Source organism: Mycobacterium sp. NGS54, from assembly GCF_059812465.1.
The window spans coordinates 49,769-70,423 of sequence record NZ_JCALCS010000009.1; the positions used below are offsets into that span (position 1 = coordinate 49,769).

The following is a 20,655-nucleotide window of genomic DNA, read 5'->3' on the forward strand; positions in this document are numbered from 1 at the left end:
CCGCTCAGCCGCGCGCCACCAGCCAGGCGCGACCGTCGCCCTCCCCGGCGTCGACCAGCTTGAGCGCGGCGAACGCGGCGGTCAGCTCGCCCGGCGCGGCGCGAAACGGTCCCGGCGCGGCCCCGACCTCGCTCAGCGCGGCGATGGCCAACAGCCCGCCCGGCGCCAGCCGCTCGATGATCGCCCCGTCGAGGCGACGGTCCCGAAAGTTATGGCACAGAATCAGGTCGACGGGCGGTCCGGCGGGCAGCCCGCCGTCGAGGTCGAAGACGTCGAAGCGGCAGCGGTCCCCGACGCCGGCGAGCCGGGCCAACTCGCGCGCCTGCTCGATGGCGACCGCGGAGACGTCGTACCCCCAGACGTCCAGGCCGCGACGGGCCAGCCACACCGCGCCTTGCCCCTGCCCGCAGGCGAGGTCGAGCGCAAGTCCCGCGGTCGGAAACTGCTCGGCGTGGCGCGCCACGAAGCCGGGCGGCCCGACCTCGCCCACCGGCGGTGGCCCGGCGGCGGCGTACCGCTCGTCCCAGCGACGCCGGTCGTCCTCGGCCATAGGCGCCACCCTAAATCGCCCACCGCGTTTCTACACTGGACCGGTGTCTAGAGAGGCGGCCACTCCGACGGACGCGGGGACGGCCCGCCGCTCCGACCGCCGGCCGGCGCAGACGATCCGCAAGGTCCTCGACGCCGGGCTGGAGGAACTGCGGGAATCCTCCTACGCGACCCTGACGATGCGCGCGGTCGCCACCCGCGCCGGCGTGTCCCCGGCCAGCGCGTATACGTACTTTCCGTCGAAGAGCGCGCTGGTGGCGGCGGTGTACCTGCGCTTCCTGCAGGACCTGCCTTTGCACACCGACGTCAACGACACCACCCAGTCGCGGGTCAGCGCGACGCTGCGGGACATGGCGCTGATGGTCGCCGACGAGCCCGAGTTGGCGACGGCCTGCGGCGCGGCGCTGATGGCCGACGACCCCGCCGTCAAGCCGCTGCGGGAGCAGATCGGCGAAGAGGTGTCCAGGCGGATCGCGGCGGCGCTGGGTCCCGGGTGGCCGCGAGCGGTGCGCTCCGCGCTTCAGATGACGTTCTCCGGGGCCCTCCTGACGGCCCGGTTCGTCAGCTATGAGGAGATCGCGGGACAGCTCGACGAGGCCGTCGGCCTCATTCTGAAAGCCTGCGCCGCCTAAAGCCCAGTGGCCCAACCGAATCGCTATTATCCAGCTGTGAGGATCGGCTGAGCATGCGCAGTCACGGCTGGGCAGGGAACGCGCCCGCCTCCGACGAGGAGGCGATCGAGCGCATCCTGGACGCCGCGGACCGGATCATCGACGAGCGGGGCACGGCGATGGGAATCGCCGACGTGGCGCGGGCCCTCGGCGTGACGCGGCAGACCGTCTACCGGTACTTCCCCGGCACCCAGGCGTTGCTGGTGGCGGCCGCGATGCGGTCGGCCGACGGGTTCCTCGACCGCCTGGCGACCCAGCTCGAAGGCGTGACCGACCCGGTCGTGGCGATGACGGAAGGCATGGCGTTCGCCATCGAGCAACTGGCTTCCGACGATCAGGTCGGGTTCGTGCTGCGCCACCGCAGCGGTCAGAGCGTCTCCATCATCTCCGACACCGCGTTGGCCTTCGGGCGATCGATGCTGCATCGATTCGACATCGATTGGGAGCACTACGGTTTCGACGAAACGGGGCTCGACGAGCTGAACGAATTCGGCCTGCGGGTGCTGCAATCCTTCCTCACTGACCCGGGCCGGCCGCCGCGCACCGGCGCCGACCTGCGCCGCTATCTCACCCGGTGGATAGGACCCGCGATCGCCTACCCGCAGTTGATGCGCACCATGGACGCGCTTCGGGCGGCCGAGCCGGCGCACGCGCGCGGGCGCCCGTCACGAGCGTCCTGATACCGCGGGAGTGGTTGATCCCTCCCCCGAGTTCGGCCATCCTCAACGAACCGACGTTGACGACGACCGACGAAGGAGGGGACATGGCAGGTCTGGGAGCAATCGCGCTCAACAGCGCCCCCATTTTCGGCGGCGCGATGCTGGCCATCGTGGCCGGGCAATTCCGGGGCCCGAACTACCGAGAGCTGATCAAAGAAGACATGGACCTGCTCGACCGGCTCCCCACCGACGCGATCACCCGACGCGCCGAAATGCAACGCATCATCGATGAGCGCATCGATGACCTGATCGGTGTCGCCGACAGGAACCGTGCGATGCGCCGAGCCGCCCTGTCCTACCGAGGCAATTGGCGGGACATGGTGCTTTTGCTCTGCGCGCTGCTGTTCACCATCGTCTGGTGGGACGTGAGCCACGAGCGCAGCAACTGGCTGCCGATGTTCATCCTGCTGATCCTGCTGTGTGTTCTTGCCGCCGCGTACGCATTTCGCGGCGTGCTGCGCTCGGCCCGCTCTGTACTGCGCCGGCGGGGCGCCGGCAACCGCGAGACCGCCGCCCCGGACACACGCACGTAATACGGCCGACTTGGTCACATCACCGGGAGTTACCGCGCATTTCGGCTCGCCCGACTTGCGACCGGTCCGGCGGCCCCTTCTGCGGTCCTGAGCTGCGACATTTCCGGGGCCGTGGGTGCAGGCCGTCCCCTGGGAAGGCCTTCGGGTCCGTCGGGGGGTGGCCCGCGCTCGGCGAGCATCCGTTACCGCGCTGTGACAAAATTTTGAGCGTGAAGTTTCCTCCCCTCCTCCGTCTCATTTGTGCTGCGGCGGCGCCGATTTGGGCGCTGCTGGCCGCGCCCGTTCCGTTCGCCGCCGCCGAGCCGTGCCCCGACGTCGAGGTGGTCTTCGCCCGGGGTACCACCGAGCCCCCCGGCGTCGGCCGCGTCGGCCAGGATTTCGTGGACACGCTGCGCTCGCGCGTGGGCACCCGATCGCTCGGCGTGTACCCGGTCAACTACCCGGCCACCACGGACTTCCCCACGGCGATCGACGGCATCACCGACGCCGGCCACCACGTCGAGTCGATGGCCGCGAACTGCCCCAGAACCAAGATGGTGCTGGGCGGATATTCCCAGGGCGCGGCCGTCATGGGCTTCGTCACCGCGAACCGGGTCCCGGACGGGGCCAACCTCGCGCAGCCGCCCCAGCCGATGCCGCCCGACGTCGCCAACCACGTCGCCGCCGTCGCCCTGTTCGGCAAGCCGTCGACCCAGTTCATGAGCATCATCAACGAGCCCCCCGTCACGGTCGGCCCGCTATACGCGCCGAAGACGATCGAGCTGTGCGTACCCAACGATCCGGTCTGTTCGGGCTCGGGATTCCCGGCCGCGCACCGGCAGTACGTCGAGGCCGGGATGGTAGATCAGGCGGCCGACTTCGCCGTGGGACGGCTCTAGGAGGACCTAGACAGCCGCCGGCCTGCGCCCCCGGACCAGACCGCCGGGCCTGGCTTCGGTCAGTTCGCCTTCGGCGACGACGGTCTGGCCGCGCACCATCGTCTCGACGTAGCCCTCCGAGCGCTGGATCAACCGGCCCGCGCCGCCGGGCAGGTCCTCGACCCGCTCCGGGTAGTGCAGCCGCAGCCGGTCCAGGTCGATCAGGTTGATGTCGGCACGCCGCCCGGGCGCGAGCACGCCGCGATCGCCCAGCCCGTAGAAACTTGCCGGGTCGCCGGTGAGGCGGTGGACCGCGGCCTGAAGCGACAGGCCCGGCCCGCGCGTCCGCTTGCCCACCCAATGCGACAGCAGGTATGTCGTCATGCTGGCGTCGCAGATGATCCCGCAGTGCGCCCCGCCGTCGCCGAGCCCCTGCAGGCTCACCGGGTCCGCCATCATGTTGTAGAGGTGGTCGTAGTTGTTGCCGGCGTAGTTGAGCAGGGGCAGCAGCAGGAATTCGCGCCCTTGCGCGCCGAGCAGCACGTCGTAGGTGACCTCCCAGGGGTCACGGCGCTCCCGGTCGGCGATCGCGGCGATGCTGTCCCCGGGCGCGGGTTCGTAGTCGAGCGCTTCACCGAGTGGATACAGGCGCTTGAAGATGTGTTTGTTCAGTTGGTCCGCCGAGGGTTCGGGCGTCGGGTCGGGCGCGTCGGCCAGGATTTGCGCCCGCACCTCCGGATCGCGGAGTCGTCGAACGCGCTGCGCCAGCGGCAGTTCCATCAGCGGCCGGTATGTCGCGCGGTGCCGGAAGGGATTCATCCGCGACTGGTGGCCCATCAACATTCCGAAGGCCCGACTGGCGACCTGCGGCCGGATCGCCGCACCGGCCGCGTTGGCCTCGTGCACCGCCGCGAACCAGTGCCGCCAATCGTGCGGATCCTGCTCGTTGACCATCGCCAGGAAGGTGAGCGGTATCCGGTATTGGCGCCCGAGCCTGGTGATCCACTCGACCTCGGCGTCGATCGAGTGGCGCTGGTCGCCTCCCATCGCGCCGCCCACACCGGCCGGAACCACTTGCAGCACACCGGAACCCACCTCCGCCATCACGGCCATCAGCGCGGCGAGTTCCTCTTCTTCGGAGTAGGTTCCCGGGACGGGTTCGCCCGACGCGCTGCGATGCCCTGCCGTGCGTCCGAACGACATTCCCACCGCCCCGGCTCGCAGGCCGTCGGCGACGATCCCGCTCATCGCGTCGAGGTCAACCGCCGTCGCGGTGTCGTGCGCGCGGTCACCCATCACGAAGCCGCGGACGGCCGCGTGCGGGATCTGGGCCGCTACGTCCACCGCGCGCGGCATCCGTTCGAGGGCGTCCAGATACTCGCCGAAGGATTCCCACTCCCAGGTGATGCCCTCGGACAGCGCGGAGCCCGGGATGTCCTCGACGCCTTCCATCAGGTCGACGAGCCAGCCGTGCCGGTCGGGCCGCACGGGCGCGAAACCGATGCCGCAATTGCCCATGATCGCCGTCGTCACGCCGTGCCAGCACGAAGGGGTGAGGTGCGGATCCCAGGTGGCCTGCCCGTCGTAATGGGTGTGCACGTCGACGAATCCCGGTGTCACGGTTAGCCCGTCGGCCTCGACGGTGCGCTTGGCGGTGCCCTCGACACGGCCGACCTCCGCGACGATCCCGTCGGTGACCGCGACGTCGGCGGTCCGCGCCGGCGCGCCGGTGCCGTCCACCACGGTTCCGCCCCGGATGATCAGGTCGTAGGTCATGACAGCCTCCTCGCGGGCCGGGCTTGGCGCCCACCAAGCATTCAACAGCGTTCACGCTTTTCTCGATAGGCGACGCGGTCAAACAAGACGGTGCGTGGCTGTTCGCCAAGGCGAGTGAAAGTGCGTCAGCCCGCAGCGCAACGGGCGCGCAGCGCGGGGACACCCGGGCCGGCGAGATCGTCGCAGTAGGCCTGGCGGCCCGCCATCGCCATCGTCAGCGCCAGCGTGGTGCCGCTAACCAGTGGGCCGGCGCCGGTGGCGAAGGAACCGTCGGTCGCCTCCAACCGCAGACCATCGATCGCGCTCCGGCTGCGTACCGCAAAGTCGCGCTGGGCATAAAACTCCGCTACCCGGGCGACGGTGTCCACGGTCGGCGTGCGCGGGAGTCCGAGGGGCCGCCGGATGTCCTGGGCGTGCACGACGACCTCGCCCAGCCACGCGGCGGTCGGTCCCAGCGGCGCGGTGGTGCTGGTGACGACGCGCCGGAACCGTTCGAGTGTCTCGGCGGGGGTTGCGCCGCGGTGCTCGGCCAGGCGCCGCGCGTTGTGCAGGTCGAAGTCGAATCGAGCGCCCAGGGCGCTGGCGAACCAGCGCAGTGGGCCGGTGCTCGCGGCGGCGGTGAGGTGGGCGACCACGTCCTCGATGACCCACTGGCCGCACAGCGACGGCTGCGCCCATTGCGCGTCGTCCAGGCCGGCGAGATCGTCGGCGAGCGCGGCGCGCTCCGCGTGAACCGAGGACCAGAGAGCGTCGCGGGTGGCACCTTCGAACATGTAAGCCTCCAATACCCGGCAGAGATGACGCCGGTATAGACCCTCGCCGCGCCCGAAAGTCGTCGCGCGCGAGGAAGTCAGAAGCGGGGACCGGCGCCGGTGTCGAGGGCTTCGAGGGCCGCGTCGATGTTGGGCATGATCGTCGGGCCGTAACCGCTCACCAGTTGGCCGAGCGCGCGGGCGATGTGCGGACCGACGGCGCCGGCGGCGAGGACCTCCTCGGCGATGGCCACCCCGTTCACCACGTGGGCGGCGAGGAGCCGGCCGTCAGCGGTCAACTCGTAGCGCCAGTCGCCGATCTGCACCCGCTCGGGCTGCGAACGGAACAGGCCGCGCCGCGCTGGCGTGACGATCACCCCGGGAACGCCGCCGAACACCTTGACCACCAGCGCGACGCCGCCGGGCCCCGAAAGGGCGGACCCGACGGCGTGACTGACCCGCTCGTGGTCGAACACCGTCATCAGTCACTCATCGGCAGCACGAACGACGGGGTCAGGGTCTGCGGCTCGCCGCTGCGACGCACCGCCGTGCCCGCCACGTAGAACTCCACCGTGTGATGTCCCCACGCGTAATTCGAAATGGCGAAATGCACCCCGACGACGCCGTTCGCGCCGTCGCGCTCGGCCTCGCTCTGCATCCGCGACATCGCCAGCTCGCGGGACTGGTAGCTGCCCTGCGTCCATTGCGGCATCTCCGCGTTGCGTCCCGCCTGCTTCAACATCTGCATAAACCCTTGCACGGCAACGTGGAACACACAGTTGCCCATCACGAAGGCGACCGGGGCGTATCCGGATCGCAACAGCGTCGTCAGGTCCTGGCCGGAAAGGTGGCTGGTGAACGCCTGCCCGTTGGGGCGCCGAAACGCGCCGGGCTTCGCGGTGTATCGCACGGCGGTGCCGACCGCGATGAACTCGAGGTGCTCGCCCTCCCCCTGGTGACGCCACTCCAGGCGCACGCCGACCACGCCGTCGGCCCCCAACGAATCGGCCTCCGCCTGCATCCGCGACATCGCGTTCCAGCGCGCGCGGTACGTCGCCTCGGTGAGCACCGGCAGCTCGGACTGCTGCCTGATGCCGGTGAACTGGTAGCCCACGTGATAGACCGAAACGCCCATCACGAGCTCGATCGGTTCGAACCCGGCCCCGTGCAGTAAGGCGAATTCGTTGATCGACAGGTCGGTCGTGAACACCTTGCCTGCGTGCGACAGCCTCTCGCTCGCGACTGGGTCAAGCGGGTTCGGTTGCATTGACAACACCTTTCTGGGGCACCTTCCTGCGGTCCGGAGCACAGCGTAGGACGCGGGTTCGCGTTTCACATCCCAAACTCGCCGGGGCCTCTCTCGAGCGCCGCGATGAACTGATCGCGGCGCGGCCTCGTGATCTCAAGTACCAGCGTTTTTGCGGTACGGGGTGCGCGCGGGGAGGGTCATGTTCGGACGGATCGACACCGGCAGCAATCACAATCCGCTGACCATCGAACTGCGCGACGTGGTGCGCGAATACCGGGTCGGCGGTCAATCCGTGCGGGCCCTCGACGAGATCAGCCTGCGCCTCGAGGGCGGGCAGTTCATCTCGGTGGTGGGGCCGTCGGGCGCGGGCAAAAGCACCCTGCTGCATCTGTTGGGTGCGCTGGACTCCCCCGATTCGGGCTCGATCGAATTCGACGGCGACGAGATCGGCCGGCTCAGCGACGAGCAGCAGTCGCAGTTTCGTCACCATCGCGTCGGCTTCATATTTCAGTTCTTCAACCTGTTGCCGACGCTGTCGGCGTGGGAGAACGTCGCGGTGCCGAGGCTGCTCGACGGCGTCCGGCTGGGCCGGGCCAAACCGGACGCGATTCGGCTGTTGGAGCGCGTCGGGCTCGGCAACCGGACCGAGCACCGGCCCGCCGAGTTGTCCGGCGGCCAGATGCAGCGGGTCGCCGTCGCGCGCGCGTTGATGATGGACCCCCCGCTGATCCTCGCCGACGAACCGACCGGGAACCTCGACTCCGCGACGGGCGCGTCGATCCTGGCGCTGCTCGGGGAGGTGGCCCACGAGCCCGGCCGGGGCCGGCTGGTGGTGATGGTGACCCACAATTCGGAGGCCGCGGCGGCGACTGACCGGGTGATCATGCTGCAGGACGGGCGGGTCGGCGCCGACCAGCGGTCGGAGGTCATGGTGTGACACCGGGCTCGGCGATTGCCGCCGCTGCGAGCCGGCTGCGCCTGTTCAGCCTGCGCGAGCTCGCGGTGCATCGCCGTCGCACCAGCGCATCCGTCGCCGTAATGGCGGTCTCCGCAATGTATCTGGTCGCGGTGTTCGGCATCTTCGGCTCGATCAGCGGATCGGTCAACCGGCTCGCCGACGGCGTCGCGGGTATCGCCTCGCTGGAGGTGTCGGGCATCACCGACGCGGGCTTTCCCGACACGATCACCGCCGACGTCGCCGCGGTCCCCGGGGTCGCGACGGCGGCGCCGCTGATCCGGACGTCGGCGCCCACCTCCTCGGGCCCGGTCCTGCTGTTCGGCGCCGACGAGCGCCTGGCCGCGCTGGGCGGCGCCCTCAAGGACGCGTTGAAGAGCGGGTCGCCCGGCCCGAGCGGACCGGCCGACGCCGTGCGTGTCGGACCCGGCGTCGGCCACGCCAAGGGGGAGACGTTCCAACTGGGGTCGAGATCGGTGACCGTCGGCGAGGTCCTCGCCGGCAAGCAGGTTGCCGCGCTCAACGGCGGGCACTACGTGCTTGCCCCACTCGCCTTGGCGCAGAACATCACCGGCCGCGCGGGCCAGCTCGACTCCATCCTGATCACCACCAAACCCGGCGCCGACCTCGCCCGGGTCCGCGCCGCGGTCACCACCGCCGTGAACGGCCGCGCGATCGTCGCCGAGCCCAGCATGCGGGCCACCCGGGCCGGCGACGGCGTCAAGCTGATGAACTACATGGCCCTGATGGGGGCGATGGTCGCCCTGATGGTCGGCGCCTTCCTCATCTACACCACGATGACCATGGCGATCACCCAACGGCGGCCGGTCATTTCGATGCTGCGCGCGATCGGGGGGCGCCGCGCGACCATCGTCCGCGACATGCTCGCGGAGGCGGTGATCCTCGGCATCATCGGCGGGGCGTTGGGCTCGGCCCTCGGGATCGTCATGGGCCGCATCGCGATCGGCCGATTGCCGCCGGCCATGACCCAGGGGCTGGAGGCCCGCATCGAGTACTGGCTGCCCGGGTACGCGATACCGGCCGCCGTCGCGGCGACGGCGCTCACCAGCGTCGTGGTATCGGCGATGGCCGCGCGGCAGGTGTACAAGGTCGCACCCATCGAGGCGCTGGCGCCGGTCGGCGTTTCGGCCGCGGACCGCGTGCCGCGGTGGCTGCGCGTCGCGAGCGGGGTCGGCGCGCTCGCTGTCTTCGCCGCATCGATCGCGGTCGTCGTCAACCAGCGGGGCGTCCTGGCGTTCGTCGCGATGGCGGCTGTGTTCTCCGCCGAGGTAGCGCTCGGATTCGCGCTGACCCAGCAAATCGTCAACGCCACCGCCGCGACGGCACGGGTGTTCGGCTCCGTCGGCGCCCTCGCGGCGGCGACCGTCGAGCGGGCGCCGCGCCGGGTGTGGGCGACGGTGATGACGGTGCTCATCGCGGTGGTCACCACCGTCACCATCACCGGAACCAACGCCGACATGATCTCCTCGGCACGGGGCATCTTCGCCCCGGTCGCCGACGTCCCGGTCTGGGTGAGCGCGAACTCCCCCGACAGCTATCCCACGGATGCTCTGCCGCAAGGCCTTTCGGATAAGGTGGCCGCGTTGCCGGGCGTCCGGCGCGTCACCGAGGGCGCGCTCGGGTTCGCCGAAGTGGGCGGCACCCGCGTGATGCTCGACGGCTTTTCCGCCGGCACGGCCGATCCGCTCTACCGCGCGCTCGACCAGCGGACCCGCGAGCAGGTGCTCGCCGGCCGGGGCGTGGTGCTCACACAGAACCTGGGCAGGACACTGCACGTCGGGGTCGGCGGCCAACTGCGGATGCAAACCCCACACGGCGCGCAGCAGACGACCGTGCTGGCCCTGGTGCCGTACTTCTCCACCGTGATCGGCACGGTCGGGATGGGCCTCGAACAACTCCGCGCCTGGTTCGACCGCCCCGTGACGACCACGCTCGAGATCGCCGCGGCCCCGGGAGCGGACGCCGGTCGCCTCCTCGCCGTCGTGCACCGCGCGGTGCCCGCGCCGAACTACGTGTACGACGGGCGCGCCAAGCTGGCGGGGCTTCAGGCCCCGATGCATCAGAGCATGTTCATCGCGAACGCCGTATGGATCATCGTCGTGTTGGTTGCCGCGGTCGCGCTGCTCAACACGCTGACGCTCTCGGTGCTGGAAAGGCGCCGCGAGATCGGCGTGCTGCGGGCGATGGGATCCAGCCGACGGTCCATCCTGCGGATGGTGCTGGCCGAGGCGACCGGCATCGGCGTCGTCGGCGGCGCGCTGGGGCTGGTGTTCGGAATCTCGGACCAATGGCTGTTCAGCCTGGTCAGCGGCGACATGATGAACTTCCAGGTCACCTTCCGGCCCAGCTGGATGGCGTGTGCGTTCACACTCGGCGCGCTGGCGATCAGCCTGCTCGGCTCGCTGCCGCCCGCGCGGCGCGCGGCCCGGCTCAACATCATCGAAGCCGTCAGCGTCGAGTAGTTTTCGTCGCAATGGGCTTCAGTGTCGGCCGGAACTCAGGCCGAAACTATTGCCATAACAGTCGAGCGAGGCCGAAGAAACCCGCGAGGAAGCTGCCTCCGGTGTTGAAGAAGCCGGAGTCGAAGCCGCTGTTGAGGGGACCGAGGTAGGGGCCGCCCGGGATGGCGACGTTTCCGACGCCGGAGCTCTGGCCGTCCGTGCCCGCGGCGCCGCTGGCTGTATTGAAGAGCCCTGACATATGGCCATTCAGTCCCGATCCGCCGACGGCCGTGTTGAAGAAGCCCGAGTTATTGGCCGTGTTGCCGAAGCCGGAACTGGTGGCCCCGCTGTCGGTGGTGAATCCGATGCCGGTATTGGTGTTGCCGGAATTCCAGAAGCCCGTGTTCAAGTCACCCGTATTCCCATCGCCGGTATTGAAGTTGCCGGCATTCCACAAACCGGTGTTGATGGCGCCCGAGTTGCCAAAGCCGGTGTTGATCACGCCGGAGTTTCCGAATCCGGTGTTCACCTGGCCCGCGTTCCCGACGCCGAAGTTGTTGAAACCCGAATTCCCGATGCCGATGTTGGCGGTGCCGGAGTTGCCCACCCCAATTCCGTTGAGGTGACCAGTGAAAGGATTCGTCCCCGAATCGAAGATGCCGACGTTGCCACTACCGGAGTTGAAGAAGCCGATGTTGTCGGTGCCGGAATTCCCGAAACCGATGTTGCCTGTGCCGGAGTTCAGCCCGGTGAAAGTGAACTGATTGGTCGCCGTGTTGAAATAGGCGTTACCGATTCCGACGAGATTGTTTCCGGTCAGGCCGAATCCGATGTTGTTGTTGCCTGTGTTGCCGGCGCCCCGGTTTCCATCGCCGGAGTTTCCGACGCCGAAGTTGCCGTTGCCGGTGTTGCCGAAGCCCATGTTGTGGCCCGGATCGGAACTCGTCACGACGTTTCCGGTATTGCCGAAGCCGACGTTGCCGTTGAATGTGTTTCCGGCGCCGAAGTTGTAATTGCCGTTGTTGCCGCTGCCCACATTCGAGGTGCCGGTGTTGCCCCCGCCGGTGTTGCCGCTGCCGCTGTTGCCGACACCGACGTTGGCGGTGCCTTTGTTGCCGTTGCCGACGTTGCCGGTGCCGCCCTTGTTGCCGATCCCCAAGTTCACCGGCAGCGAAGCCAGTAATTGCGCGAAGGGGTTCAACTGGGCAGCCGCCGCGGTCGCACCGGCCTGATAGCCCGTCATCGCCGAGACGTCGGCGGCCCACATCTCCTCGTAAAGGTGCTCGAAAGCCATGATCGCGGGCGCATTGAACCCGAAGAGATTCGACCGCACCAACTGCACGAATGCGTTGCGGTTGGCGGACACGGCCAGCGGGTGCACCGTGGCCGTCAGCGCCGCCTCGAACGCGCCTGCCACCGCCCGCGCTTGCCCGGCCGCACCGGCGGCTTGCGCCGATGCGGCGCCCAGCCATCCCGCATACGGAGCCGCCGCGGCCGCCATGGCCGCCGCCGCGGGGCCTTGCCAGGCCCCGCCGGCCAACTCCGAGGTCACCGTGGAAAACGAATTGGCCGCTGCTGCAAGCTCATCGGCTAGCCCGCTCCACGCCGCGGCCGCCTCCAGCATCGGGGCAGACCCCGCTCCGTTGTACATCAGCAGGGAATTGATCTCCGGCGGCAACATCGGAAAAGTGACCATGAAGGCCTCCTACGACGTCGAAGGAGCCTCGCCGGGCGGTCGGCCCCCGACAAGGCCGCGTAGGCGAATTCTATGACTTCGATTGCCGAAAGATTTGAGTTCCGCCACAAATCATCGAATCGCCCGTCCGAATGTGCGGAATGAGTCGTGCTGTGTGTTCGGGCCGATACCCGGGCGACGTCCGACGAAAAATATATCCACGAGTAGCTGGTCCCGAGCGGCGCGGGCACTCCCCTCCGATGCCCGCGGACGATCAGAAGCCGAGCGGAAGAAGCGCGGTGAACAGCGGCGCCAGCGGATCCGTCACCGGCAGGGCGAACGAACTGTTCAGGAACGGGGCGACCGGGCTCTGGAACGTGAAGATCGTCTGCCCGGGGGCGCCCAGCCCCAATGTCGGCTCCAACCCGGAGGTCACCGCGGCCGTGAAGAGCGGGCTCGAGATGTTGGTCGCGACAAAGTGGTTGTCGTCGGGGTCGGCAAGGGAGGTCGATGAGAACAGCCCGCCGAAATTGGTGGTTTGACTCATGAAGTCCGGGTCGCCGGCGACGGGGTTGGTGACCGGGCTGAGGCCCAGCGCCGACGCGAGCTGGGTGGCCAGGCCGTGCAACGGCCCCAGCGCCCCGCCGGCGGCCGAGGCGCCGGCGTGATAGCCGACCATCGCGGCCACATCCTGGGCCCACATCTGCTCGTACTCGGCCTCGGCGGCGGCGATCGCCGGCGCGTTCTGGCCGAAGAGATTCGACATCACCAACTGCACGAACCCATTTCGGTTGGCCGTCACCTGCAACGGATGCACCGTGGCCGCCAACGCCGTCTCGAACGCGCCGGCCACCGTCCGGGCCTGTCCGGCCGCGCCCATCGCCTGGCTCGCCGCCGCGCTCAGCCACCCCGCGTACGGGGCCGCCGCGGCCGTCATCGCCGCAGCCGCCGGCCCCCGCCACGCCTGCTGGGTCAGGCCGGAGGTGACCGACGAGAACGACGACGCCGCCGACCCCAGCTCGGAAGCCAACGCGTCCCATGCCGCGGCCGCCTCCAACATCGGACCGGAGCCGGCGCCCGAGAAGATTCGCGCCGAGTTGATCTCCGGTGGCAATACCGAGAAATTCATGACCCCAGTCCCTTCCGTGAGGGCCGCGACGGCCGGGCCGGCGCAGTCAGCACGACAACGCCAGCACGACAACACGCAGCGTCTACGACTACACGAAATAGAGGCCGGGATAGTTCAATGCGGGTCTAGCCGACATCGCCCATCACGGTGGCGAAGCCCTGCAGGTGCGGTTTGCACGGAAATGGCACCGGGGTCCGGATCCTGCGCAGTCCCGAGGTATCGAAGCCGGCGGCGGCGATGGCATCGACGGTTCGGCGGTTCGGATGGCAACCGGCGGCAAACCAGGACCACGGCCGCGCGACCAGGTCCTGGAACCGGCCCGTCGCCCCGTCTCCGCGGACGTGCTCGAGCACCACCAGCCGGCCCTGCGGGGCCAGCACCCGGCGGATCTCCCCCAGCGTCGCGGCCACGTCGTCGACCGAGCACAGCACCAGCCCGATGTGGACCGAATCAAAGGTGTTGTCCGGGAAGGGAATCGACTCGCCCGTGCCCTCCACGATGTCGACGGCGATGCCCTGTCGATCGGCAACACGCGACGCCATTCGCCGGAATGCGGCCACCGGCTCCACGGCGGCGACCGACGTCACCGCGGGCGGCACGAACTTCAGATCGGTTCCCGGCCCCAGCCCGACCATCAGCAGCCGGCCGGTCGCGTGTGCGATCGCCGCCCGGCGATATCGGTTGTAGAAGAGCCGGTCGAACATCGGCTGACCGAACCGATATATGTATGGGAATAAAGGATTTTCGCGCGTTATCTGCCACCTAGATCCAGTCGGAACGGCGGATACTCGTCACTCATCAACGATACATACACCGCCACCCGGTAGCGCCACCGAACGATCCCTATCAGCAGGTCGAACATGCCGGGATGAATGGACCCCTTGCACAGCAACCACACCGCGTTGATGACGCAAAGCACCTGCAGCAGTGGCTCCATCGCCCAGCACAGCAGTATCTGCGGGAGCCCGAGCAGCCACCACTTCACCAGCACGGCCCAGCGGCTCAGGCGCTCCGGGTAGTCGACCACCAGGTCGCCGGGATAGTCGGGCCTCGAGCCCAACGCGAAGGGCGGGTACCTGTCGGTGGTGTTCATCGGGAAGCGGTAGTTCATGACCCGCCACGACCAGCGCAGCACCCCGACGTTGAAGGCGAAGATCGCGCGCGGGTAGCGCCCCGTGATCAGGATCGCCACGCCGGCGACGATCGTCAGCAGCGGATACACCAGATAGAGAAGGATCAATATGGGGTAGTGCGGGACGGCCAGCACGCACCACTTGACGACCCAGAGCCAGCGTGACGGCGCCTCGAGATCGCCGCGCACCCGCACGGGACCGTCGGCGCCACGCACCGTCGGGGGCGCATTCATCGGCGGCACGACGCGATCGGCATCGCCGTCCCGAGGCCCCGATCGATCGCCGCGGACAGCCGGCGATGACTCGTGCACCGCAGAAACGTGGTCAGCATCCAGGTGTGGACCCGGTCGGGGATCATGGTCGCCGGCCACAACACGGACTCCCCGTGGGCCACCTGCAGCGCCGCGACCCGGGACACGGCGCCGACCCGGCGCCGCCGGGCCTTCTCGTATCGGCGCAGGGCCGCGCAAATCTCCCTGGAGAGCTCGGCGGCGCCGGCGTTTACCCACTCGCGGGAATCCGAAAGCTCCTTGCACAGCACCATGGTGTCGAGCAGCGCCTGATTGGTTCCCTGCGCGAGCGTGGGCGGCATGGTATGCGCGGCGTCGCCCAGCAACGTCACGGGACCCGGGACCAACGGGGGAAGCCGCGGGTGCCGAAAGTGCGGGTAGGGCGAACCCGCCAGGTCCTCGTCCGTCAGGCTGCGCAGCACAAGGTCGACGGTGTCGGACCACCCGGAAAAATTCGACCGAATCGCCTCGATCGGGCGCCGCGGTCTGACGAAGTCGCGGGACCACGGCAGGTCGAACCACCATTGGACGTCGCAACCCCCGGCCGGCCACACGCCGGTGTTTCCGCGCTCGCCGATGACGATCATCGCCACCCGCTTGTCGACCAGGGCGGGGAGGGTGACGAGCCCCTGCCAGCTGCACCAGCCCGTCGGTTCCGCGGCGGGGGCGCCGACGACGTCGCGAACGACGGAGTGCAGGCCGTCGGCGCCGATCACCAGGTCGCCCCGGGCCACGTTGCCGTCGTCGAATTCGACCTGGACCCCGTCGGGTTTCGTCACGACCCGCGCCGCGCGGGCGTCGCAGCGGATGCGATCGCTCGGGAAGCCGTCCAACAGCCGTTCCAGCAGGACGCGACGCGGCACCATCCGCACGGGTGCGCCCAGCCGGTCCACCATCGCGTCCACGTCCAGGCTCGCCAGCTGGTGTCCCCGGGAGGTCAGCACCCGCACCCGGGAAAGCAGTTGGCCGGCCCCGGCCATGTTCACGCCCAGCTGCCGCAACACCGTCTCGCCGTTGGACCAGATAGTCACCGCGCCGCCGCCGGCGCGCGTGTCCTTGCGCTGATCGAAGACCGTGACGTCGTGGCCGTCGCGCAGCAGTCCGCGCGCGACGGAAATTCCGCTCACGCCGGCGCCGATGACAAGTATCCGAAGCGGGCCCGTCACTTCATTGGATACGTGCCCGCGCACCCATCGGTTCACCGAACGCGGTCACTGCCGACCATCTTGTGCATCTCGTCGACCGACCACGGTTCGGCGTCGTGGTGATCGCGGTATCCGAGCACGCGCGGCGTGGGCCGGTCGAAGCTGCCGACGAATCCGCCCGCGGCCACCAAGATCCGCCCCGTCACACCGCGGGACAAGTCGCTGGCGAGATAGGCATAGAGCGGGGCCACGAAGGCGGCCGGGGCGCTATCGAGCGAGGCTCGCATCGTCATCTCGTCGAGCAACCCGCGGCGGTGCAGGTCCGCGATGTGCTCCTCGTACTCGGGACCGGTGGACAGCCGCGTCCGGGCGCCCGGGCACACCACGTTCGCCCGCACCCCGTGAGGCTTCAGTTCCGCCGCGATGGCCATCGTCAGCGCGTTGACGGCGCCCTTGCCCGCCGGGTAACCCGTGCCGCCGTAGTCACCGAGAAACGCCACCGAGCTGGTGTTGACGATCGATCCGTGCCCTTGCGCCGCCATGACGCGGGCGGCGACGCGGCACGTGTGAAACGCCGTACCCAGGTGCCCGCTGATCAGGCGGTCGAATTCCTCCGGCGAGATGTTCAGGATCGACGAACCGGCGGGCTCGGCGATCCCGGCGCAGTTGATCAGGGCGTCCAACCGCCCGTACCTGCTCACGCACGCGTCGACGAGCGCGTTCGCGGTGTGTTCGTTGTCCGCGGCCCCGACCACCGGGGTTACTCGCCCGCCGGCGTGCGATATCGCCGCCACGGTCTCGGCCACGGCGTCCGCGTCGCGCCCGTTGACCACCACGCCGGCGCCGAGGTCGCACAGCAGTTCGGCGACCGCGCGTCCGACGCCGCGGCTGCCGCCCGACACCACCACGCCGCGCCCAAGCAGCGGATCAGACATCGGCGTGGGCCTCAGAATCCTCCGAATGCCCTGTGCGCGCGGACTTCTCGGCGGCGAGCAACAGCTTGCGCGCGGCGGTGACAAACATGTGCCGAACAGTACCCAGGCGGTCCGAGAATGAGAAGCCCGTAACTGGGGTGCGCCCCGGCTACCCTCGCGACATTGCCGCCGGCCGAACATCCAGCGACAAGGCTCGTCCTGGCACCGGCCGGCGAACTTCGAAAACTGAACAATGCTTCGCTCCCGGCCCCTCTGAGCTGAGCAATCGCGGGTGGGCCCGATGAGGCGTATAGTCACCAGTGAAGTCCGTTCTGGACATGTCGCCGTTTAGCTAAAAGCGGTCAGTCAGCCGCACGGCTGCTGAGCATGGCGTGGCTCCGAGAGAAACTCCGGTCACCCTCTCGTTATCACTGCGTGCGCTGATCACCGACTTGTCCGGCGGATACAGGTGTAGCGGAGGCGATTGTGCGCATTTCTGCGATGCCCCGCTGCACACGACCCCGAAAGTGGGCCAATAATGCAAACCCCTTCCTGCACAGACCTTTTCGCGACGCGTCCTAGCCGATGACCGGCGTAGCGACCCCATCCCGACCCACCCGACAAGCCAGCAGAGAAACGGACGATTCCTACGACGACGTTGTCGAGATGTTCGTCGCGCTGCGCCAGATGCCCGCAGAATCGCATGAATATGGCCGTCAGCGCGAACGCATCGTCGCCCGTTGCCTACCGCTGGCGGACCATGTGGCCAGCCACTTCGCGCGGCGTGGCGAAGGCCTCGACGATCTGACTCAGGTCGCCCGCCTCGGGTTGATGAACGCCATCAACCGCTTCGATCCCGACAAGGGCCCCAGCTTCATCGGGTTCGCGGTTCCCACCATGATGGGCGAGGTCCGCCGATACTTCCGTGACTACAGCTGGGGCATGCGGGTGCCGCGGCGCTTGCGCGAGCTGCATGTCCAAATCAGTCGCACCACAAGCGACTTGGCACAAAAACTGGGGCGCGCCCCCACCGCCGGCGAGCTATCTCGGGTGCTGGACGTGCCGCGGGAGGAAATCATCGAATGCCTTGTCGCCGGCGATGCCTATCGGCTCGACTCCCTGGATGCACCGCTTGGAGCCGACGACTCCGGCAAGCCGCGCCTGGTGGCCGACGCCGTCGGCGACGTCGATCCGCAAATCGAGCACATCACCAACCGCGAAGCCGTGCGTGCCATCGTGGGTGCGCTGCCCGAGCGGGAACGTCAGGTGCTGCACATGCGGTTCTTCGAGTCGATGACCCAAAGCCAGATCGCCGAGCGCATCGGCGTGTCGCAGATGCAAGTCTCCCGCATCCTGGCCCACACGCTGCGCTGCCTGCGCGACCAACTGGGGTAGGTCGTTCCCTACGGCGCGGCCCGGCAGGTCCTTCGGTGGCCCCCGGCGATGTACTGTGCGATTCGGGCACGGGTCGACTGTGTCGCCAGAATCAGCCTGGAAGGGGCGCGGTGCGATGAGGGTTTCTCGGACGTCTCGGACGATAGTCGCCGGCGTTGCGGTGGCCACGGCGCTGACGGCGTCGGTGGCCGGCTGCGGCAGTAAGCCCGCGCCCTCGACGTCATCGACGTCGAAGTCGGGCTCATCCAGCCCAGCGCCGGGTACCGGCAGCGCGGCTCCCACTTCCGCGTCCGCGGCACCGGCAATCGACTACACCGGTTGGTTGATCAAGGCGACCGATATCAACGCCCCGATACAGTTCAACGCCGCCCCCCCGACGAGCAACCCGAACGGGCAGCCGGGCGCCGCCATCACCTTCAGCACCGACGACAACAGCCACGTCATCAAGGACACCATCCAGGTGCTCGCGGACCCCGGCGCCGCCACGAACGCGCTGAACGCGGCCAAGGGCGCGCAGGGCGGCAACATCAAGAATCCGACGACGCAACCGTTCAACGTCGGAACCGGCGGAACGACGGTGTCCGGGAACGCACCGGACAACTCCAAGGGGATCTTGGTGCTGTTGTTCACCGAGGGCAAAGCGTTCGTCACGCTCGAATTCGACGGGCCGGTCGACTCGCTCCCGCCGCAGGACTTCGTCACCGACGTCGCCCAGAAGCAAGACGACGCGGTGAAGAAGGGGCTTGGCGGCTGACGTATGGACGTCATCAACGGCCTGCCTGCTCATGCCTTATTGCTGCATCTGGTGGTGGTGCTCGTTCCGCTGACAGCCCTGTTCGAAATCGTGTGCGGCCTATGGCGGCCGGCCCGGCGGGGCCAGCTGATGTGGCTCACGCTGGCGCTGGCCGTTGCGACGATGGTGATCACGCCCATCACCGTCAACGCCGGGGAATGGCTCTATGACCTGAGGAAAAAGCCCAGCCCGATCCTGCAGGAACATGCCGAACGGGGCGGCACCATGGTCTATTTCGCCGCCGCCATGCTGGTGGTCGCGATCGGGCTCGTCGTGCTGCGCGTGGTCGAACGCCGATCCGAGAAGCGCCGCGTGCTCGGCCATCTCATCGCCGCGATAATCGTTCTCGCCGTGGGCATCTCGTCGACGATCCAGGTCTATCGCACCGGCGATGCGGGCGCCCAGTCGGTGTGGGGCGGCGAGATCGCGCGGCTGCAGAAGTCCAACGGGACGTAGCGGCCGCGGCGGCGAGCCTCACACCACCCTCAGGGCCACCCGCGCCCACGCGTTGTTGGCGTATCCGCGCGGGTTCCACAGCGACGCCGCCGACTCCGGCTGGGCGGTACCGGTGTCGTCCCAGGCGCGGGCGGTGATGCGCAATGGCCCGGGCTCGGCGTCGACGGCCAGCGACCACGGCCGCCAGGACCACTTGCTGGGCGCGCGGTGCAGGTCGGCCCGGCGCCAGGTGAGTCCGTCGTCGAGGGACACGTCGACGCGTTCGACGCTGCGGCCGTCGCCCGCGATTCCGTAGCCGCGGATGGTCAACGGGCCGCGCGACACCCGGTCGCCGTCGGTGGGATCGAGGATGTCGCAGTTCAGCGCCAACGACGACAACGCGATGCCCTCGCCGCCGACGGCGGCGTCGGGGTCGGCGTCCGGGGGCAGGATGCGGTAGTCGTGCGCCTGGAAGTAGTTGTCCGACGCACGGCGTTGCACCGTGACGGCCGTGACCCATTTGACGCTGCGCGCCCCGATGTACCCGGGCACCACCAGCCGGACCGGGCCGCCATGGGCGCGTGGCAGCGGTTCGCCATTCATCTGCCACGCCAGCAGCACTTCCGGCGACATCGCCTTACCCAGGGGGATCGAGCCGCCGTAGGCCTGGACGGGCCGGGCTTCCCTCGCGACGTCCGGGGCTTGGAAGGCGACGTGCAGCCCATCGTCCTCGCGCGTCCCGGCGGCCGCGAGGACGTCCGCCAGCCGGACACCGCGCCATTCGGCCGTCGAGATCGCGCCGTGCGCCCATGGATCCTTGCCCGGTATGGGCCGCACCCGCAGCATCTCGGCGCGCCGGTTGCCGGCACAGGCCAGGGTGGCCACCACGTCGTGTTGGTCGAATTCGGTGGTGAGCTGCTCATACGTCAACGCGAGTGGCCTGTCCACCAGCCCGTTGACCGTCAGCTGCCACTGCTGCGGCGGGATATCGGGGAACCGGCCGTGGTTGCGGGCGTAGAACGCGTCGATCGGGGTGATGTCGCTGTCGGCCAGCACCGCCGGCGGCGGTTCGGCGTTGTACGGCAGGCGCCCCCGCACGACCATGTCGTCGCGCTTGCCCCACGATGCAGCGGCCGGGGTCATGGCGCTCGTTGTCATGTAAGCAATGGTTCCCCACTCGAACGCCCGCGGCCAGGGGGGTGAATTTTGTGGGGTCACAAGCT

Annotated in this window: 20 protein-coding genes and 1 pseudogene; 9 read left to right on the forward strand and 12 right to left on the reverse strand. The window is 68.9% G+C overall.

The window, feature by feature from the left end:
- Positions 1 to 4: 4 nt before the first annotated feature.
- Positions 5 to 550, reverse strand: coding sequence for a class I SAM-dependent methyltransferase (locus AC5Y5E_RS26930; RefSeq protein WP_499906501.1), 546 nt, complete (start codon positions 548 to 550; stop codon positions 5 to 7).
- Positions 551 to 593: 43 nt separating this feature from the next.
- Here AC5Y5E_RS26930 and AC5Y5E_RS26935 point away from each other — a divergent pair, with 43 nt between their 5' ends.
- The 4 genes from AC5Y5E_RS26935 (at position 594) to AC5Y5E_RS26950 (ending at position 3,350) form a co-directional block, all read left to right on the forward strand.
- Positions 594 to 1,181, forward strand: a complete 588-nt coding sequence (locus AC5Y5E_RS26935; RefSeq protein WP_499906503.1) for a TetR/AcrR family transcriptional regulator — start codon at positions 594 to 596, stop codon at positions 1,179 to 1,181.
- A gap of 53 nt (positions 1,182 to 1,234) precedes the next feature.
- Entirely contained in the window at positions 1,235 to 1,900 is a 666-nt protein-coding gene (locus tag AC5Y5E_RS26940; RefSeq protein WP_499906505.1) for a TetR/AcrR family transcriptional regulator, read from the forward strand.
- An 83-nt stretch (positions 1,901 to 1,983) separates the two neighbouring features.
- The gene (locus tag AC5Y5E_RS26945; RefSeq protein ID WP_499906867.1) at positions 1,984 to 2,472 is read left to right on the forward strand and encodes a hypothetical protein; all 489 of its coding nucleotides are present in this window, start codon (positions 1,984 to 1,986) and stop codon (positions 2,470 to 2,472) included.
- 236 nt (positions 2,473 to 2,708) lie between these two features.
- Positions 2,709 to 3,350: a cutinase family protein gene (locus AC5Y5E_RS26950; RefSeq protein ID WP_499906869.1), complete on the forward strand. Its 642-nt coding sequence runs from the start codon at positions 2,709 to 2,711 to the stop codon at positions 3,348 to 3,350.
- 6 nt (positions 3,351 to 3,356) lie between these two features.
- Here AC5Y5E_RS26950 and AC5Y5E_RS26955 read toward each other — a convergent pair whose 3' ends face one another.
- From AC5Y5E_RS26955 to AC5Y5E_RS26970, 4 genes are all read right to left on the reverse strand, one after another.
- Positions 3,357 to 5,105 carry an N-acyl-D-amino-acid deacylase family protein gene (locus tag AC5Y5E_RS26955; protein ID WP_499906506.1) on the reverse strand — a complete coding sequence of 583 codons (1,749 nt, stop codon included), beginning with the start codon at positions 5,103 to 5,105 and terminating at the stop codon, positions 3,357 to 3,359.
- Between the two features lie 125 nt (positions 5,106 to 5,230).
- Complete coding sequence (locus tag AC5Y5E_RS26960) at positions 5,231 to 5,878, reverse strand: maleylpyruvate isomerase family mycothiol-dependent enzyme (protein ID WP_499906508.1); 648 nt, start codon at positions 5,876 to 5,878, stop codon at positions 5,231 to 5,233.
- Between the two features lie 77 nt (positions 5,879 to 5,955).
- Entirely contained in the window at positions 5,956 to 6,339 is a 384-nt protein-coding gene (locus AC5Y5E_RS26965; protein WP_499906510.1) for a DUF5073 family protein, read from the reverse strand.
- Positions 6,339 to 7,124 (reverse strand): heavy metal-binding domain-containing protein, encoded by a 786-nt coding sequence (locus AC5Y5E_RS26970; protein WP_499906512.1) that lies wholly within the window; start codon positions 7,122 to 7,124, stop codon positions 6,339 to 6,341. Before AC5Y5E_RS26970 ends, AC5Y5E_RS26965 begins: the two co-directional genes overlap by 1 nt.
- A 220-nt stretch (positions 7,125 to 7,344) precedes the next feature.
- Here AC5Y5E_RS26970 and AC5Y5E_RS26975 point away from each other — a divergent pair, with 220 nt between their 5' ends.
- Both AC5Y5E_RS26975 and AC5Y5E_RS26980 read left to right on the forward strand, forming a co-directional pair.
- Positions 7,345 to 8,043 (forward strand): ABC transporter ATP-binding protein, encoded by a 699-nt coding sequence (locus AC5Y5E_RS26975; RefSeq protein WP_499906871.1) that lies wholly within the window; start codon positions 7,345 to 7,347, stop codon positions 8,041 to 8,043.
- Positions 8,040 to 10,544, forward strand: a complete 2,505-nt coding sequence (locus AC5Y5E_RS26980; protein WP_499906514.1) for an FtsX-like permease family protein — start codon at positions 8,040 to 8,042, stop codon at positions 10,542 to 10,544. The genes AC5Y5E_RS26975 and AC5Y5E_RS26980 overlap by 4 nt, the downstream gene beginning before the upstream one ends.
- 46 nt (positions 10,545 to 10,590) lie before the next feature.
- Here the strand turns inward: AC5Y5E_RS26980 and AC5Y5E_RS26985 are convergent, their stop codons facing one another.
- From AC5Y5E_RS26985 to AC5Y5E_RS27010, 6 genes and pseudogenes are all read right to left on the reverse strand, one after another.
- Positions 10,591 to 12,219, reverse strand: a complete 1,629-nt coding sequence (locus AC5Y5E_RS26985; RefSeq protein WP_499906516.1) for a PPE family protein — start codon at positions 12,217 to 12,219, stop codon at positions 10,591 to 10,593.
- A 612-nt stretch (positions 12,220 to 12,831) separates the two neighbouring features.
- A pseudogene (locus AC5Y5E_RS26990) lies at positions 12,832 to 13,327 on the reverse strand (PPE family protein); the annotation flags it as partial.
- A gap of 125 nt (positions 13,328 to 13,452) precedes the next feature.
- Positions 13,453 to 14,031 carry a class I SAM-dependent methyltransferase gene (locus AC5Y5E_RS26995; RefSeq protein ID WP_499906518.1) on the reverse strand — a complete coding sequence of 193 codons (579 nt, stop codon included), beginning with the start codon at positions 14,029 to 14,031 and terminating at the stop codon, positions 13,453 to 13,455.
- A gap of 47 nt (positions 14,032 to 14,078) precedes the next feature.
- On the reverse strand, positions 14,079 to 14,648 hold the full coding sequence (locus AC5Y5E_RS27000; protein WP_499906873.1) for a DUF4389 domain-containing protein: 570 nt from the start codon (positions 14,646 to 14,648) through the stop codon (positions 14,079 to 14,081).
- Between the two features lie 41 nt (positions 14,649 to 14,689).
- Positions 14,690 to 15,916, reverse strand: a complete 1,227-nt coding sequence (locus AC5Y5E_RS27005) for an FAD-dependent oxidoreductase (RefSeq protein WP_499906520.1) — start codon at positions 15,914 to 15,916, stop codon at positions 14,690 to 14,692.
- Positions 15,917 to 15,948: 32 nt separating this feature from the next.
- Positions 15,949 to 16,830 (reverse strand): SDR family NAD(P)-dependent oxidoreductase, encoded by an 882-nt coding sequence (locus AC5Y5E_RS27010; protein ID WP_499906522.1) that lies wholly within the window; start codon positions 16,828 to 16,830, stop codon positions 15,949 to 15,951.
- 564 nt (positions 16,831 to 17,394) lie between these two features.
- On the opposite strand from AC5Y5E_RS27010, the gene AC5Y5E_RS27015 reads away from it, so the two are divergent.
- The 3 genes from AC5Y5E_RS27015 (at position 17,395) to AC5Y5E_RS27025 (ending at position 19,453) form a co-directional block, all read left to right on the forward strand.
- Complete coding sequence (locus AC5Y5E_RS27015; protein ID WP_499906524.1) at positions 17,395 to 18,204, forward strand: SigB/SigF/SigG family RNA polymerase sigma factor; 810 nt, start codon at positions 17,395 to 17,397, stop codon at positions 18,202 to 18,204.
- 142 nt (positions 18,205 to 18,346) lie between these two features.
- Positions 18,347 to 18,958 (forward strand): hypothetical protein, encoded by a 612-nt coding sequence (locus AC5Y5E_RS27020; RefSeq protein WP_499906875.1) that lies wholly within the window; start codon positions 18,347 to 18,349, stop codon positions 18,956 to 18,958.
- A gap of 3 nt (positions 18,959 to 18,961) precedes the next feature.
- Positions 18,962 to 19,453, forward strand: a complete 492-nt coding sequence (locus AC5Y5E_RS27025) for a DUF2231 domain-containing protein (RefSeq protein WP_499906526.1) — start codon at positions 18,962 to 18,964, stop codon at positions 19,451 to 19,453.
- Positions 19,454 to 19,471: 18 nt separating this feature from the next.
- On the opposite strand, the gene AC5Y5E_RS27030 is transcribed toward AC5Y5E_RS27025, so the two are convergent.
- Complete coding sequence (locus tag AC5Y5E_RS27030; protein ID WP_499906528.1) at positions 19,472 to 20,590, reverse strand: sulfite oxidase; 1,119 nt, start codon at positions 20,588 to 20,590, stop codon at positions 19,472 to 19,474.
- Positions 20,591 to 20,655: the final 65 nt, after the last annotated feature.